This window comes from Marinimicrobium sp. ARAG 43.8, from assembly GCF_050113635.1.
Classification (GTDB): Bacteria; Pseudomonadota; Gammaproteobacteria; order Pseudomonadales; family Cellvibrionaceae; genus Marinimicrobium.
This window is the reverse complement of sequence record NZ_JBNJLT010000005.1, coordinates 19,286-33,993: the sequence shown is the minus strand read 5'-3', so window position 1 is coordinate 33,993 and position 14,708 is coordinate 19,286. Positions and strand designations below refer to the sequence as shown.

The window sequence follows — 14,708 nt, the reverse complement described above, 5'->3', positions numbered from 1 at the left end:
TTAACAGAATGCCACCCTCAGGTAGCCGCATTTCTTAAACAACAAAGCCTTGCGTCCAACGACACAAGGCTTTGTCGGCGAGCTTTCGACGAAATCAGGTGATAATGCGTCCCAGCAGCTCGTCGGCTTCTTTACGCTGATCCTCATTGCCTTCCTCGCGAACTTCTTCCAGGATATCGCGAGCACCATCCGTGTCTCCCATATCGATGTAGGCACGAGCCAGATCCAGCTTGGTAGCGGCTTCATCCGCGTCAGCCAGAAAGTCCAGCTCGGCATCCATGTCCTCGTCGTCAATCAGATCCGCCTCACTCTGTGTGTAGTCTTCAGGGAGGATATCGTCCGACGAATCGCCGCCCTGCACGGAGAGATCGTCTTCCACCGCCGGCGGTTCGGCTTCCTGTTCGTCCCGGTTTTCCAGATCGGCGTCCAGATCGCTCATCTCTTCATCCAGCGATGATAGATCCATGTCACCCATATCCAGACTGTCGAGGTCCAGGTCATCCTCCGCTTCGGGGGATGTGGCCTCTTCCTCAGCGGGAAGTTCTTGCTCGAGCCTGGTTTCTGCTTCGGGTTCAAGACCGCTTTCAGGTTCGCGATCACTTTGGGATGCCGACCAATCTTCAGTAAACGCTTCCTCGTCGTCCAGATCGGCGAGACCTTCAGAGGCCGCGGCCTGCTCATCCTCTGTGGTGGCGGCACTGTCGAAGTCAGTGTCACTCAAGGTCAACTCATCTTCAGCATCTTCTTCCAGGGAAAACCCCAGGTCGCTCGTATCAGCCTGTGCTTTGGGCTCGTCAGACGCTTCTGGGGAGTCGTCAAGCAATGACAATTCGTCGTCCAGTGCCTCTAAACGATCGCCATCAGCAGCGTCGGTCTCAAAATCGAATTCCCAGTCATCAAGCTCGGACGCCTCAGGTGATTGGGCAGAGCGCTGATCAGCACTGTCGGAGAGAGCAAAGTCTCCCTCGTCCAGTTTGAGATCCAGCTCGGGGAAGTCGTCACTCTCTTCCTCGGTGCGGTCTTCCTCGGTGCGGTCTTCCTCTGTGCGGTCGCCTTCTGCACGGTCACCTTCTGCACGGTCACGTTCCGTTAAGGTAACGGCGTTGTCATCACTTTCATCCAGAGTAAAGTCCAGGTCGCCATCGATGTCACCATCGATCTCATCGAAGGAGAAGTCATCACCCTCAGCGGACGCCTTCACCGCGCCATCATCGGTGATGGACGCCTCGGACTTCGGCTCCTCGTCCAGGTCAAACTCAAAATCGTCATCCAGCCCAAGATCAAACTCACTGTCCTCACCGGCCTCAGAGCGTTCCTCATCGTGCGTCAGCGTAACCGCTGCGGATTCCGGCTCGCCGGATGGCTCCAGCGCAGACACGTCAAATTCGCCCGCCCCGGGAATCGTCTCGCGCAGCTCGGACGCACGTTGAATAGCGTCCCGATCCCCAGTCTCCAAAAGCGCCGCATAATGGTGATCAAAGGAGCGTACGTCACGATTTTCGGCGTATATCTCCAGCAGCTTGGAGCGGATTGCCGGAGAGTCCGGCTCTTTATCCAACGCTTTCAACAGCAACTCTTCGGCCTGATCCAGTTTGCCATAGGCAATATAGATATCCGCTTCACCGACAACGTCGCCTGTTTCCGCCTCGACCTCGGGCTCCTCAATGGCCTCATTCCAATCGTCTGGCGCCATGTCGGAAGTGTCGTCTTTCTCGGAGGCATCATCCAGGCGGTCCTCTCCCACTTCCATCGTCTCCTGCTCTGCCTGGAAAGCAGCGTAATCGTCTTCAGTGAAGGCCGGATCCAGCGGCTCATCAGTGTCAGTGTCCTCAAAGTGGCCGTTGCTTCCGTCGTTCGATGGCGAGGACTGGCGGCGACGCACTGCCAACAAGATCACTATCAACAGCCCCAATACGCCAAGACCCACCCACAACAGGTTGTCCATTACATGGTCCACTAACGTCTTTGGCTTTGGAGCGGAACGCACTACCCGCTTACCCCGGTCGTCCGAGGAGGTGGCCACTTCAGCGCTATCTACCTCAGCACCTACCTCAGCATCTACCTGAGGATCAGCCTGCGAATCACCCTCTGACGATACATTGCCGGTATTCTCTGCCGACGCCTGGGTGTCGGCACTGTCATCACGTGACGGCTCTTCCGCATCCTGATTCTGACGTGCAGTGGCCTGAAGAGCGCGCAACTGCTCGTTAGAGGCTTCGATCAGGCTTTCCATGGTTTCAATTTGCGCTTCGAGCTCCTCTACCCGCGACGCCAGTTCGCGGTTTTCCCGACGACTTTTATCCAGTTCTTCACGAGCCCCGGCCAGCTCCGCTTCCACCTCGGCTCCCGAATCCGTACTTTGCCCGCCGCTCTGGCCTGACTCACCACTACCATTTTGCGTTGGGGCCGCCAACCGCACCTGGCCGGACATACCGGAAGACTCTCGCGGCGCACTACCAGAGCGTTGACCCGCGTCAAGCTGGGCACCCAGTGTCCCGCCGGACCACTCACGATTTTGTTGAGCGACTTCACGCACGGCGCCTTGCCGGTTCTCCCGCAGGATTTGATCCCGGTCGGGCAGACGCAATACCTGTCCTTCCCTCAACAAGTTGATATTGCCGTTGATAAAGGCTTCCGGATTTTCACGCTGAATAGCCAGCATGGTTTGTTGCACCGACAGATCTCGGTCCGGGCGAGCCCGTAAGGCGATTTCCCACAGCGTATCGTTTGCGTTGACGCGATAGGTATCACTGCCGCCACTGGAGCGCGTTCCACCGGATTCGGTGCGAGATGGCTGCGACGCGGGATCCTGGGAAGACGTCGCGCGACGGCCTGAGGACCGCTGCTGCGCTTCGCCCGGGCTTACGGCCTGCACGGGAGACGTTTGCTGCTCGTCATCAAAGGTCGGCAGGTCCAGCAGGAACGTATACTCCCGCAGCAACCTTCCACTGGCCCAGCGGGCCTCCACCAGAAAGTTCATGTAGGGCTCGCGCACAGGCTCACGGGAGGTGACCCGAACCAGCGGACCGCCGGGTGCGTCGAGCTGGACCTCAAACTGCAGCTGGTTGTAGAACTCCAGGCGCTCAATACCGGCCCTTTGGAAGTCCGCGGTGGACGCCAGGCGCACGATAATCTCATCCCCGCTCAAATCACGCAGGTTAGTGAGCTGAATATCAGCACGAAATGGCTGATTGAGTGCCGAGTGTAGCTCGGAATTGCCCAGCCCCAAGGCGAACCCTGGCTGAGAGACCAACAAGGTAGCCAACCCCAAGACAAAAACCAGCTGACGAAGCAGATGCATAGGATGATCCTTTATTATCTCCCTGGTCCCCTTGTGCCCGACTGAAGTCATCGACTTTCCCGTCGATTTTTGTGGCACGGTGAACCTGAATTCGCTGAGCAGGAGTCAATAAACCTAGAATAGTTCTTCACTAATGGCGGTAAGTATTCATTATACGTAGCCTTTTATCAACACTCCAGCCTCCGCCCTCGCCGTGTTTCTGGCATGTTTTTATACATTCTTTGCACCGTCGCACAAAAACCCCCTCCCTTTTGTGTCCCCGCTAGACAAAAAGACCCCGCCAACAGAGCGGTTGGCGGGGTCTTTTCCGTCGGTCGATTCGACTAACGAATGGGTATCAGGCTTCCTTGAGGATCCGCAATACGCGACGCAGCGGCTCCGCTGCACCCCACAGCAACTGGTCCCCAACGGTAAACGCGGACAGGTACTGGGGCCCCATGTTCATTTTGCGCAACCGCCCTACAGGTACCGTCAGGGTTCCCGTCACCGCCGTCGGTGTCAAGTCGCGCAACGTGGCCTCTCGCTCATTGGGAACCACCTTGGCCCACTCGTTGGCTTCCGCCAGCATTTGCTCGATTTCATCCAGCGGCACATCTTTCTTCAGTTTGAGCGTCAGAGCCTGGCTGTGGCAGCGCATGGCACCGACACGAACGCAAAGGCCATCAATCGGCACCGGGTTTTCCCCGCGACCCAGGATTTTGTTCGTCTCTACATGCCCCTTCCACTCTTCTTTACTTTGACGGTTCTCAAGCTGCTTATCGATAAACGGCAGCAAACTGCCCGCCAATGGTGCCCCGAAATGCTCAGTCGGAAAATCGTCACTGCGCATTGACGCCGCCACTTTCCGGTCAATGTCCAGGATGGCCGACGCCGGATCGGCCAACTCGTCTGCCACAGCGTCACGCAGCGTACCCATTTGCGTCAGCAGTTCACGCATATTTTGAGCGCCCGCACCACTGGCGGCCTGGTACGTCATCGCGGATACCCACTCCACCAGGTCGTTCCGAAACAGGCCACCCAGGCCCATCAACATCAGGCTCACAGTACAGTTGCCACCGATGTAATTCTTGACCCCTTTGGCAATGCTGTCTTTGATCACGTCCAGGTTTACCGGATCGAGCACCAGCGCGGCGCTATCGTCCATCCGCAACGTCGAGGCGGCGTCAATCCAGTAGCCGTCCCAACCACTCTCTCTCAGTTTACCAAACACCTGGGTGGTGTAGTCGCCCCCCTGACAGGTCACAATAGCATCCAGCCCCTTTAGCGCTTCCAGGTCAAAGGCGTCTTTCAGCGGTGGCACACCATCCACTACCGCAGGGGCTTTACCACCGGCATTGGAGGTCGAGAAAAACACCGGCTCAATGTCCGCAAAATCATTCTCTGCCTGCATGCGCTCCATCAGCACAGAACCGACCATACCTCGCCATCCGATAAAACCTACTTTCATAATCTTTCTCTCTTTTTCAGTGAGTGAATTCTGAGTGGTATTTTCCCGACCGCTGCCGAAAGCCGCTTCAGCTTTTCAGCGCGGCGACCACGGCATCGCCCATTTCCCGGGTGGATACTTTGCGACCGCCTTCGGTGACAATATCCGCTGTGCGCAACCCCTGATCCAGCACTTTGCCCACCGCCGCCTCAATGGCATCGGCGGCTTCGGTCATGGACAGAGAATAACGCAACATCATGGCGGCGGACAGTATCGTCGCCAGCGGGTTGGCTATGCCTTGCCCGGCAATATCCGGCGCCGATCCGTGACAGGGTTCGTACATACCGCGCCCGTTTTTATCCAGTGAAGCAGACGGCAGCATACCAATGGACCCGGTCAACATCGCGGCGGCATCGGAAAGGATGTCGCCAAACATATTACCCGTGACGATCACATCAAACTGCTTCGGCGCTCGCACCAGCTGCATGGCCGCATTGTCCACATACATATGGGACAGTTCGACGTCCGGGTACTCCGGCGCAAGGCGCTCCATGACTTCACGCCAGAGCATGGTCGCTTCCAGCACGTTGGCTTTGTCCACCGAGCACACTTTACCGTGGCGTTTGCGTGCCATCTCGAACGCCGTGCGCCCGATTCGCTCGATTTCACTTTCGCTGTATTTGTAGGTGTTGAAACCCTCGCGCTCGCCATTATCCAGCATCCGGATTCCGCGCGGCTCGCCAAAATAAATGCCGCCGGTCAACTCTCGAACGATAAGAATATCCAGCCCGGAGACTACATCCGGTTTCAAGCTGGAGGCCTCCACCAGTTGCGGATACAACATCGCAGGTCGCAAGTTGGCGTAGAGCTCCAGTGAGGAACGGATTTTCAACAATCCTTTCTCGGGACGAATGGCACGATCCAGCTTATCCCATTGCGGCCCGCCAACAGCCCCGAGCAAAATGGCATCGGATTGCCGGGCTTTCTCCAGCGCCTCGTCGGACAAAGGCACCCCATGTTCGTCGATGGAACATCCACCCATCAAGTCTTCTTCAAACGTCAGCCCCAGATCATACTGATCATTGACCACATCCAGCACTTTGGCGGCCTCGGCTACGATCTCCGGGCCAATACCATCGCCCGGCAATAACAAAATCTGTTTTCCCACTACCTTTCTCCTGTTTGCGTGATTAAGCGTGAGCGCTGGCCGACACTAGCGCAGGCCATCGAACAGCCAGGGAGCGTCCTGTCGTCGTTGAGCTTCATAGGCTTTGATGGCCTCGGCCTGCTCCAGCGTCAAGCCAATATCATCCAGACCGTTAAGCAAACAATGTTTGCGAAACTCATCAATCTCGAAGCTAAAGGACTCGCCGCCAGGTGTCTTCACCGCTTGGCCATGGAGATCCACCGTCAACTGATAGCCCTCTTCGGCGTACATCTCCCGAAAAAGCTGATCGACAATGTCTGCCTCAAGCACGATCGGCAACAATCCGTTTTTGAAGCAGTTGTTGTAGAAGATTTCCGCAAAACTGGGAGCAATGACGCACCGAAAGCCGTAATCGTCCAGTGCCCAGGGCGCATGCTCGCGACTCGAACCGCAACCAAAATTTTCGCGAGCCAACAACACAGTTGCCCCCTGGTAGCGCTCAAAATTCAGCGGAAAATCCGGGTTTAATGGGCGGCCACTACAATCCTGGTCGGGCTTTCCTTCGTCCAGATACCGAAGCTCATCAAACAGGTTTTTACCGAAACCGGTACGTTTGATGGATTTCAAAAACTGCTTGGGAATAATCATATCGGTATCGACGTTAGCCCGATCCATAGGCGCGGCAATGCCGGTCATTTGAGTAAAGGATTTCACGCGGCTTGTCCTCCGGTAATATCGGTCACATCAACAAAATGGCCTGCAATCGCCGCCGCAGCCGCCATGGCCGGACTGACAAGATGGGTGCGGCCGCCATACCCCTGACGCCCTTCAAAGTTGCGGTTGGACGTGGAGGCGCAATGCTCGCCCGCGCCAAGCTTGTCAGCGTTCATGGCGAGACACATGGAGCAGCCTGGCTCGCGCCACTCAATGCCGGCGTCAATAAAAATCTGATGCAACCCTTCTTTCTCAGCCTGCGCCTTGACCGTACCCGAACCTGGCACAACGATAGCCTCGATCACGCTGTCGGCTTTGCGATGCCCTTTTACCACCGAAGCCGCCGCCCGAATGTCTTCAATACGGGAATTGGTACATGAACCGATAAAAACACGGTCCAGCTTGATGGAACGCACAGGCTGGTTGGCTTGCAAACCCATGTACTGCAAGGCCCGCTTCATGCTTTCGCGCTTGACTGGATCATTTTCACGTTCGGGGTCGGGAACCTGGTCGTCAATGGAAACCACCATGTCCGGCGAGGTTCCCCAGCTGACCTGAGGCCGAATGTCTTCACCGCGCATTTCCACCACTTGATCAAATGGGGCGCCCTCATCACTTTTCAGGTCTCGCCATGCCGCCACGGCTTTTTCCCAGTCCTCGCCCTTGGGCGCGTAAGGACGCCCTTCGACGTAATCGATGGTCGTTTGGTCCACTGCCACCATGCCGGCACGGGCACCGGCCTCGATTGCCATATTGCAAACCGTCATGCGCCCTTCCATGCTCATATCCCGGAAGACGTCACCGCCAAATTCAATGGCGTAACCGGTGCCCCCGGCGGTACCGATCTTCCCGATGATCGCCAATACCACATCCTTGGCGGTGACACCCGGATTGAGGGTGCCGTCCACTTTGATCAGCATGTTTTTCATTTTCTTGGCCACCAGGCACTGGGTGGCCATGACATGTTCCACCTCGCTGGTGCCAATGCCATGCGCGAGCGCCCCGAGCGCCCCATTTGTGGCCGTGTGCGAATCGCCACAAACGATCGTCATGCCGGGCAGACTCGCGCCGGACTCAGGGCCGATGACATGCACGATGCCCTGCCGGTGATCGTTAATTTTGTACTCGGTAATGCCGAACTCGTCGCAATTGTCATCCAGGGTTTTTACCTGGATGAGGGAAACGGGGTCCTGAATACCGGAGACGCCGGAGGCGCGCTCTTTCGCGGTCGTCGGTACGTTATGGTCAGGCGTGGCCAATATGGAATCCGCCCGCCAGGGTTTGCGGCCCGCCAGACGCAGACCTTCAAAGGCCTGCGGAGACGTCACCTCATGGATAATATGCCGGTCAATATAAATCAATGCGGAGCCATCGTCGCGCTCTTGCACGAGGTGGGCGTCCCATAATTTGTCGTAAAGAGTTCTGGCGCTCATACAATTGATTCCACTGATGTTTTGCACTTAACTAATCGCGGTGAAACTATTGTAAAAGCGACCAACCAATAAAACAAATTTATAATTTTTATGTATTGCATTCCCAAATGGAATGGATAAACTGAGATCATGGATACCCAACACCTTCACGCCTTTGTCGCCGTGGCCGAAACCGGCTCCTTTTCCGCCGCCGGGCAGCGGTTGCATTTGACGCAACCGGCGATTAGCAAGCGCATTGCGACACTGGAACAGCAACTCGATACCCCGCTGTTTGACCGCGTCGGTCGGAAAATCAGCCTGACGCACGCGGGTGTGTCCCTGTTACCCAACGCTCGGCGCATTTTGCAGGAAGTCGCGGATGCCGAGCGCGCCATCATGGACTTGCAAGGAGAGGTGCGCGGCCAACTGAGCATTGCCACCAGCCACCACATCGGTTTACACCGCCTGCCCCCCACGCTGCGACACTTCACCGAGCGGTACCCCGAGGTCAAACTCGACCTGCACTTTCTCGACTCCGAGCAGGCCTATCATGAAGTGTTGCAAGGGCGTTTCGATTTAGGGATTGTGACGCTGGCCCCGGAGTCAGATCCCCACATTGCCGAAGATATTATCTGGCGGGATCAACTGGACTTTGTGGTCGCCCACAACCACCCTCTTGCCGAGCACGACCGCATGACGCTGGCCGACCTGTCACCCTGGCAGGCCATCCTTCCGGATAGCGGTACTTACACGACTCGGTTGGTGCAACAGTTGTTCGACGCCGAGGCACTGTCTCTGGATATCGGCATGGTCGCCAATCATCTGGACACTCTGAAAATGATGGTCTCCATTGGGCTGGGCTGGGGGGTGTTGCCGCAAACCCTCTCCGGCGACGGCCTCGTTCAGCCCCTGCCGCTGGAAGATGTGGTGCTCACTCGCCACCTTGGCGCGATTCACCACCGACAACGAAGTCTGAACAACGCGGCGCGAGTATTTTTACAGTTCCTGAAGGGCTGACAATATCAAGCAGGGCGGGTTACTTTTCGTCTTTTTCTCTGCACGGCACCCCGCTTCGCAAGAGTTACGCCCCACACCCAACGAATCACACTTTTCACTCCCTGCTCTGCTACTATAGTGAGTAGTTTATTCACCCCAATAGCAATGGGAGTTGTCATGAATGGGAATACGGTTATGAAAAAAACGATACTGGCCAGCGGCCTGGTGCTGGCGGCACCGTTTGCGGCGGCCGACGTGCTGGGCGTCTACGTGGGCGCCGGTCAGTGGCAGAGCGATTACTCTGGCTTACTGGGCGACAGCGACAACAGCATTTATGTCGACGAGCTTGGCCTGAAGGACAGCGACAATAACTTTTTCTACATCGCTTTCGAGCACCCCATCCCCATTTTGCCTAACGCGCGTATTCAACATACGGATTTAAGCAGTCGGCAATCGGCGATGATTACCCAGAGCTTTACACTGGACGGCGAAACGTTCGTAGTCGGTGACGACGTGGCTACAGACGTCGACCTGACCCACACGGATTACACACTCTATTACGAGTTACTGGACAACTGGGTCAATCTGGATTTAGGGGTGACAGTTCGCCAGTTTGATGGCTACGTCCAGGCCGAAGGCAACCTCAACAGCCAATACGTGGATCTGGACGAGGCCATTCCCATGATTTACGGGAAGGCGCAGTTCGATCTGCCTTTAACCGGACTGTACGTCGGTGTGCAAGCCAATATCATCAGCTATGATGACAATGATCTGAGCGACATGAGCGCCAACATCGGCTACCGCTTTATCGATTCGGTGCTAGACCTCGGGATAGAACTGGGCTACCGGCAAATGTCACTGGATATCAATGAAGATGTCACCGCCGACGTGGACATCAAGGGACCCTATGCAGCCTTGACCCTGCACTTCTAGCAGAGGCGCTGTCGGTGGAGGGCGCTTTCGCCCTCCCCCCTCTCACCTCTCGTTTTTTAACGCCTTACCAGCTCAAAGTCGTCCGCATCCATCCAGGCCGGAAACGATTGGCGATAAGAAGTCAGCCGCTCTGCACTGAGTACACAGGAAAAACGCCCCTCCTCACTGGCGGCATCCAGAAGCACTTCGCCAGCGGGGCCATAGACCGCACTATCGCCGCGATAATCCTGCTCCTTTTCATCTCGACCAATACGGTTAACAGCGGCAACATAGCTGAGGTTTTCAATCGCTCTGGCCTGTGAGAGACGCTGCCAATGCAGCGCCCGTGCTGCCGGCCAGTTGGCGACAAACAGCGCAAGATCATAATCATTCTGGTTGCGGCACCACACAGGAAAGCGCAGGTCGTAACACACCAGAGGCAATACCCGCCAACCGTTGAGTTCCACTACCAAACGCTGATCGCCCATACGATAGCGCTGGTGCTCGCCCGCCATGCGGAACAAGTGGCGCTTATCATAGTGAGTGAAAGAGCCGTCGGGGCGCATCCACACGAGCCGATTGCTGTACTCACTTCCCTCCCGTACTACCAAAGAGCCGGTCATCACCGCATCGAGCTTTTTCGCCCAGTGGGCCAACCATTGATAGGCTCGCCCGCCCTCGACTTCAGCGTGAGCACGTGCCGTGGCACTAAAACCCGTGGTAAACACTTCCGGAAGAATCACCAGATCACTGTCACCGGCATTGACCAGCCAGCGTTCATAGGCCTTGAGATTGAACTCGGGGTTGTCCGGCTCAATAGCGGTTTGTATCAGGGAAAGCGCAAGGTCCTGCATAGCCGACTCCAGTGTTGTACAAGCCACCCGATGCCGCTGGAGCACCGGCGGTCCTCCAGCATGCCACAGCTATGGGGCGGTTTTGTACCCGTCGGTTAAGCCTGCCCGGGGATGATCGGGGTCTCAGTGCGCACGCCGGCGTTCTGGGCACGATGGCGCAAGGTGTGATCCATCAAAACCAACGCCAGCATGGCTTCGGCAATGGGGGTTGCACGAATACCTACGCAAGGATCATGACGCCCAGTGGTCACCACCTCGGTGGGCTCGCCATGAATATCGATGCCACGGCCCGGAACCCGCAAGCTGGAAGTAGGCTTGAGCGCCAGGTGCGCGACGATATCCTGACCGGAGGAAATTCCTCCCAGCACACCACCGGCATGGTTCGACAAAAAACCCTGGGGCGTCATTTCATCACGATGTTCGGTGCCTTTTTGAGCCACCGAGTCAAAACCCGCGCCAATTTCCACGCCTTTCACGGCATTGATACTCATCAGGCCATGGGCAATCTCTGCGTCCAGACGGTCAAAGATCGGTTCTCCCAAACCGGGCTTGACCCCAGTGGCCACCACCGTAATTCTGGCACCCACTGAGTTTCCTTCTTTGGCGAGAGCCTGCATGTACGTTTCCATTGCCGACACTTTGTCGACGTCCGGGCAGAAAAACGGGTTCTCGCTGATCTGGTTCCAATCCACTTTCTCGATGGCAATGGGGCCGAGCTGAGAGAGGTAGCCGCGCACCTCAATGCCACAGTGCTCGCGCAAATATTTCTTGGCGATCGCCCCCGCCGCCACTCGCATAGCCGTTTCCCGAGCAGACGAACGGCCGCCCCCACGATAGTCCCGAATGCCATATTTGTGGTGGTAGGTATAGTCGGCGTGCGCCGGACGAAACTGGTCTTTGATTTTCGAGTAGTCTTTGGACCGCTGATCGGTATTTTCAATTAACAGTCCAATCGGGGTGCCGGTGGTTTTGCCTTCAAAAACGCCGGACAAAATGCGCACTTGGTCCGCTTCACGCCGCTGGGTGGTATAGCGAGACTGCCCTGGCTTGCGCCGATCCAGATCCCGCTGCAGATCTTCCTCAGTCAAGGCCAGTCCGGGCGGGCAACCGTCCACGATGGCACCCAGGGCGGGGCCATGGCTTTCGCCAAAGGTAGTGAGTGTGAACAGCTTGCCAAAAGTATTGCCGGACATAAGGGGTTCCGATGGTTCCTGTTGTTGTGTGGATTGCGGGCATTATACCTTATATAAACGCGGACAGTGCTCGCGCACTCAGTACGAACACACCGTGCCCGCCACGCTCGAACTCGACCCAGGCAAAGGGCAATTCAGGGAACGCCGACTCTAACGCGACCTGGGAATTACCAACCTCTACCACCAAAATGCCATCGTCATTCAGGTGGTCCCGGGCTTCTACCAGCAGACGACGGGTGAAATCCAGACCATCTTCACCGGAACCGAGACCGATGCTGGGTTCTGCGTGATACTCAGCGGGCATAGCCGCCAAATCAGACGCGTCCACATAAGGCGGGTTGCTGACGATGATGTCATAGCACTCGCCACGCAGCGCCGCGAAAAGATCGGACTCCACCGCGCGCACCCGCCCTTCAAGTTGATGCTGGGTGATATTGGCCCGGGCGACGCTCAACGCATCGGCGGAGATGTCACTCACATCAATCTGCGCCTCCGGGAAGGCATAAGCGCAGGCGATGCCGATGCAGCCGCTGCCGGTACACAGATCGAGCACCCGCTCGGGTTCACCATCAAGCCAAGGCTGGAAGCCGGCTTCGATCAGCTCGGCAATCGGCGAACGCGGCACCAGAACGCGGCTGTCCACCTGGAACTTCAAGCCACAAAACCAGGCCTCACCAGTGAGATAGGCGGCAGGCAGACGCTCGTCGATTCGGCGCTGCAAAAGGTTCACCACCGCCAGCCGTTCAGGATCCGTCAACGTCGCATCAAGCCATTCCTGGCGACTGTTTTGAACGGGCAGATGCAGAGCGTGGAGAACCAGCTGCACCGCCTCATCCCATGCGTTGTCCGTACCGTGGCCAAAATACACCCCCTCCGCACCAAAACGACTGGCCCCCCAGCGGATAAAGTCGCGAACAGTGGTTAACGGTGCCCACTCGGGCGATTGTGGCGTAACTGGCACGTACGGATTCCTTATGGCGCAATTATAGAGATGGGTTATTGTACCGCTTATCAGCCATTTTCTGGCGAATCATTCGCCGCCCAGGCGAGGCCATCCACGACAAAAAACGCTTTACCAAATGAGTGGCTTGTCGTAGGGTAACCGCCCTCCAGAAAAGCACGAGGCCCGCTTGAGGCCGAGGACAGCGCCATGAACGAACATTTCGCCCGGATTATCGAAGGCATCGGTGAAGATCTGAGCCGACCCGGTCTTGTTGATACCCCTAAACGAGCCGCCAAGGCTTTCCAGTTTCTTACCAAGGGGTATGGGCAGAGTATCGAGGAAGTGGTGAATGGAGCGCTGTTCCCGTCGGACTCCAGCGAGATGATCATGGTGAAGGATATTGAACTCTATTCACTGTGCGAGCATCATTTACTGCCGTTTATTGGCAAGGCCCACGTAGCCTACATCCCGACCGGCCATGTGTTGGGGTTATCCAAAGTGGCGCGAATTGTTGACATGTTTGCCCGTCGGCTGCAAATCCAGGAGCAGTTGACCCTGCAAATCGCCGAGTGCATTCAAGACATTACCGGCGCTTCGGGTGTCGGGGTCATTATTGAGGCCAAACACATGTGCATGATGATGCGCGGTGTGGAGAAGCAAAACTCGCTGATGAAGACCTCTGCAATGCTGGGCAGTTTTCGCAGCAATCAAGCCACTCGTTCGGAATTTCTCTCCTTATTGCGGGATTGAGTGTTGCGCGACTGACCGTCGCGCCGACATGCCCCGCCGTTCTTACGGCCTTTTGGCTGTAGCCTACTCTTTTGCAATCAATACCACTTCCACTCTCGCACTGCGATCACCGCGACCCGCCGGAGCGAGACCGCCCACCCCGAACACCTTGATACGCGACTCGGCCACGCCTTTATTGACGAGCTGACCGCGTACTTGCCGCGCATAGGCCAACGATTGATCCCGCTGAACCTGGAGAGAGGACGGGCCATCGTCGTGGCCAACCAGCGCAATTTGCCACTCCGGCTCCTGCCTCAAGAGCGCGGCCAGCGCCGTGATCACGCCTTCTGCAGTCGATACGCTCCATGCGTCCGAGGCACCGGTCACTTCAAAACCGGGCAACACGAAGTAGCCCTGCTCCCGCAACTGGCGATGAAAACTCGCGGGGTTTTCAGCCAGCGCCGCAGCCTGGGATGCCTCTGGAGCCCTGACCAAATCCAGCTGCACATACACGCGCCGATTACCCCGCTGCACCGCGTAAAGGCTGGCGTAGTACACCGACGAAGCGTCAGCGATTTCGTAAACCCCGTAGTATTGAAACTGGTCCAGCCCATATAGCTGAATAACGTTAAAATGGTTGTTTGCCCAGTTGATACTGCCCCCGCACTCGCGCTGCTCACAAGCGAATAACTCACGCATCCGATAACCATCGAACTGCTTGCGGTAGAAATCAAACCCCTCTCGGGCACTGAAGCCGGAGGGCAGTTCCAGAGTACGCCGACTTAATGGACCAGGCACGCGTTGTTCGCGATCTGCTACCCAGGTACCGCCCACCTTTTTGTAGGTGCCCAGCGCCAGAACGTAGGTCCCACTGGGCTGAAATTCACGCGTAACGACCCGGGCGTCAGGGAAGTCGCCCAGCGGCGGGAAACCCTCGGACTGTGCCGCACACGGCGCCTGGGCGAATACCGCAGAGAAAAGCCCTGCCAGGAACACCCTCAGGAAGAACGAGAAAGGCAGAGGTAAGGCGACAGGCGCCAGAAGGCGGGAAGTGTGGGATAAAACCTGCATGGCAATTCTC

Annotated in this window: 12 protein-coding genes; 3 read left to right on the top strand and 9 right to left on the bottom strand. The window is 56.9% G+C overall.

Features of this window, described 5'->3' with window-relative positions:
• Positions 1 to 94: 94 nt before the first annotated feature.
• The 5 genes from ACQCLF_RS10850 to leuC form a co-directional block, all read right to left on the bottom strand.
• Positions 95 to 3,301 (bottom strand): FimV/HubP family polar landmark protein, encoded by a 3,207-nt coding sequence (locus ACQCLF_RS10850; RefSeq protein ID WP_426987143.1) that lies wholly within the window; start codon positions 3,299 to 3,301, stop codon positions 95 to 97.
• A gap of 337 nt (positions 3,302 to 3,638) precedes the next feature.
• Positions 3,639 to 4,748 (bottom strand): aspartate-semialdehyde dehydrogenase, encoded by a 1,110-nt coding sequence (gene asd, locus ACQCLF_RS10845; RefSeq protein WP_426987141.1) that lies wholly within the window; start codon positions 4,746 to 4,748, stop codon positions 3,639 to 3,641.
• A gap of 67 nt (positions 4,749 to 4,815) precedes the next feature.
• Positions 4,816 to 5,895 carry a 3-isopropylmalate dehydrogenase gene (gene leuB, locus ACQCLF_RS10840; protein WP_426987139.1) on the bottom strand — a complete coding sequence of 360 codons (1,080 nt, stop codon included), beginning with the start codon at positions 5,893 to 5,895 and terminating at the stop codon, positions 4,816 to 4,818.
• Positions 5,896 to 5,940: 45 nt separating this feature from the next.
• Positions 5,941 to 6,588 carry a 3-isopropylmalate dehydratase small subunit gene (leuD, locus tag ACQCLF_RS10835; RefSeq protein ID WP_426987137.1) on the bottom strand — a complete coding sequence of 216 codons (648 nt, stop codon included), beginning with the start codon at positions 6,586 to 6,588 and terminating at the stop codon, positions 5,941 to 5,943.
• Entirely contained in the window at positions 6,585 to 8,021 is a 1,437-nt protein-coding gene (gene leuC, locus ACQCLF_RS10830; protein WP_426987135.1) for a 3-isopropylmalate dehydratase large subunit, read from the bottom strand. Before leuC ends, leuD begins: the two co-directional genes overlap by 4 nt.
• Positions 8,022 to 8,150: 129 nt before the next feature.
• Here leuC and ACQCLF_RS10825 point away from each other — a divergent pair, with 129 nt between their 5' ends.
• Positions 8,151 to 9,017: a LysR family transcriptional regulator gene (locus ACQCLF_RS10825; protein ID WP_426987133.1), complete on the top strand. Its 867-nt coding sequence runs from the start codon at positions 8,151 to 8,153 to the stop codon at positions 9,015 to 9,017.
• Between the two features lie 174 nt (positions 9,018 to 9,191).
• On the top strand, positions 9,192 to 9,929 hold the full coding sequence (locus ACQCLF_RS10820; protein WP_426987131.1) for a TIGR04219 family outer membrane beta-barrel protein: 738 nt from the start codon (positions 9,192 to 9,194) through the stop codon (positions 9,927 to 9,929).
• A 56-nt stretch (positions 9,930 to 9,985) separates the two neighbouring features.
• Here ACQCLF_RS10820 and ACQCLF_RS10815 read toward each other — a convergent pair whose 3' ends face one another.
• From ACQCLF_RS10815 to prmB, 3 genes are all read right to left on the bottom strand, one after another.
• Complete coding sequence (locus ACQCLF_RS10815) at positions 9,986 to 10,762, bottom strand: amidohydrolase (RefSeq protein ID WP_426987129.1); 777 nt, start codon at positions 10,760 to 10,762, stop codon at positions 9,986 to 9,988.
• A gap of 95 nt (positions 10,763 to 10,857) precedes the next feature.
• Complete coding sequence (aroC, locus tag ACQCLF_RS10810) at positions 10,858 to 11,955, bottom strand: chorismate synthase (protein WP_426987127.1); 1,098 nt, start codon at positions 11,953 to 11,955, stop codon at positions 10,858 to 10,860.
• Between the two features lie 49 nt (positions 11,956 to 12,004).
• A complete protein-coding gene (gene prmB, locus ACQCLF_RS10805) occupies positions 12,005 to 12,916 on the bottom strand; it encodes a 50S ribosomal protein L3 N(5)-glutamine methyltransferase (protein ID WP_426987125.1) in 912 nt (303 codons plus the stop codon).
• A 189-nt stretch (positions 12,917 to 13,105) separates the two neighbouring features.
• Between prmB and folE the strand changes: the two genes are divergently transcribed.
• Positions 13,106 to 13,648: a GTP cyclohydrolase I FolE gene (folE, locus tag ACQCLF_RS10800; protein ID WP_426987123.1), complete on the top strand. Its 543-nt coding sequence runs from the start codon at positions 13,106 to 13,108 to the stop codon at positions 13,646 to 13,648.
• A 63-nt stretch (positions 13,649 to 13,711) separates the two neighbouring features.
• Here folE and ACQCLF_RS10795 read toward each other — a convergent pair whose 3' ends face one another.
• Complete coding sequence (locus ACQCLF_RS10795) at positions 13,712 to 14,698, bottom strand: DUF4892 domain-containing protein (RefSeq protein ID WP_426987122.1); 987 nt, start codon at positions 14,696 to 14,698, stop codon at positions 13,712 to 13,714.
• Positions 14,699 to 14,708: the final 10 nt, after the last annotated feature.

What these genes read in the sequence shown, in the direction of transcription:
- aroC (WP_426987127.1), bottom strand. Translation starts at nt 11,955, where the DNA reads ATGTCCGGCAATACTTTTGGCAAGCTGTTCACACTCACTACCTTTGGC.
- ACQCLF_RS10795 (WP_426987122.1), bottom strand. Translation starts at nt 14,698, where the DNA reads ATGCAGGTTTTATCCCACACTTCCCGCCTTCTGGCGCCTGTCGCCTTA.
- folE (WP_426987123.1), top strand. Translation starts at nt 13,106, where the DNA reads ATGAACGAACATTTCGCCCGGATTATCGAAGGCATCGGTGAAGATCTG.
- ACQCLF_RS10820 (WP_426987131.1), top strand. Translation starts at nt 9,192, where the DNA reads ATGAAAAAAACGATACTGGCCAGCGGCCTGGTGCTGGCGGCACCGTTT.
- leuC (WP_426987135.1), bottom strand. Translation starts at nt 8,021, where the DNA reads ATGAGCGCCAGAACTCTTTACGACAAATTATGGGACGCCCACCTCGTG.
- ACQCLF_RS10850 (WP_426987143.1), bottom strand. Translation starts at nt 3,301, where the DNA reads ATGCATCTGCTTCGTCAGCTGGTTTTTGTCTTGGGGTTGGCTACCTTG.
- asd (WP_426987141.1), bottom strand. Translation starts at nt 4,748, where the DNA reads ATGAAAGTAGGTTTTATCGGATGGCGAGGTATGGTCGGTTCTGTGCTG.
- ACQCLF_RS10825 (WP_426987133.1), top strand. Translation starts at nt 8,151, where the DNA reads ATGGATACCCAACACCTTCACGCCTTTGTCGCCGTGGCCGAAACCGGC.
- ACQCLF_RS10815 (WP_426987129.1), bottom strand. Translation starts at nt 10,762, where the DNA reads ATGCAGGACCTTGCGCTTTCCCTGATACAAACCGCTATTGAGCCGGAC.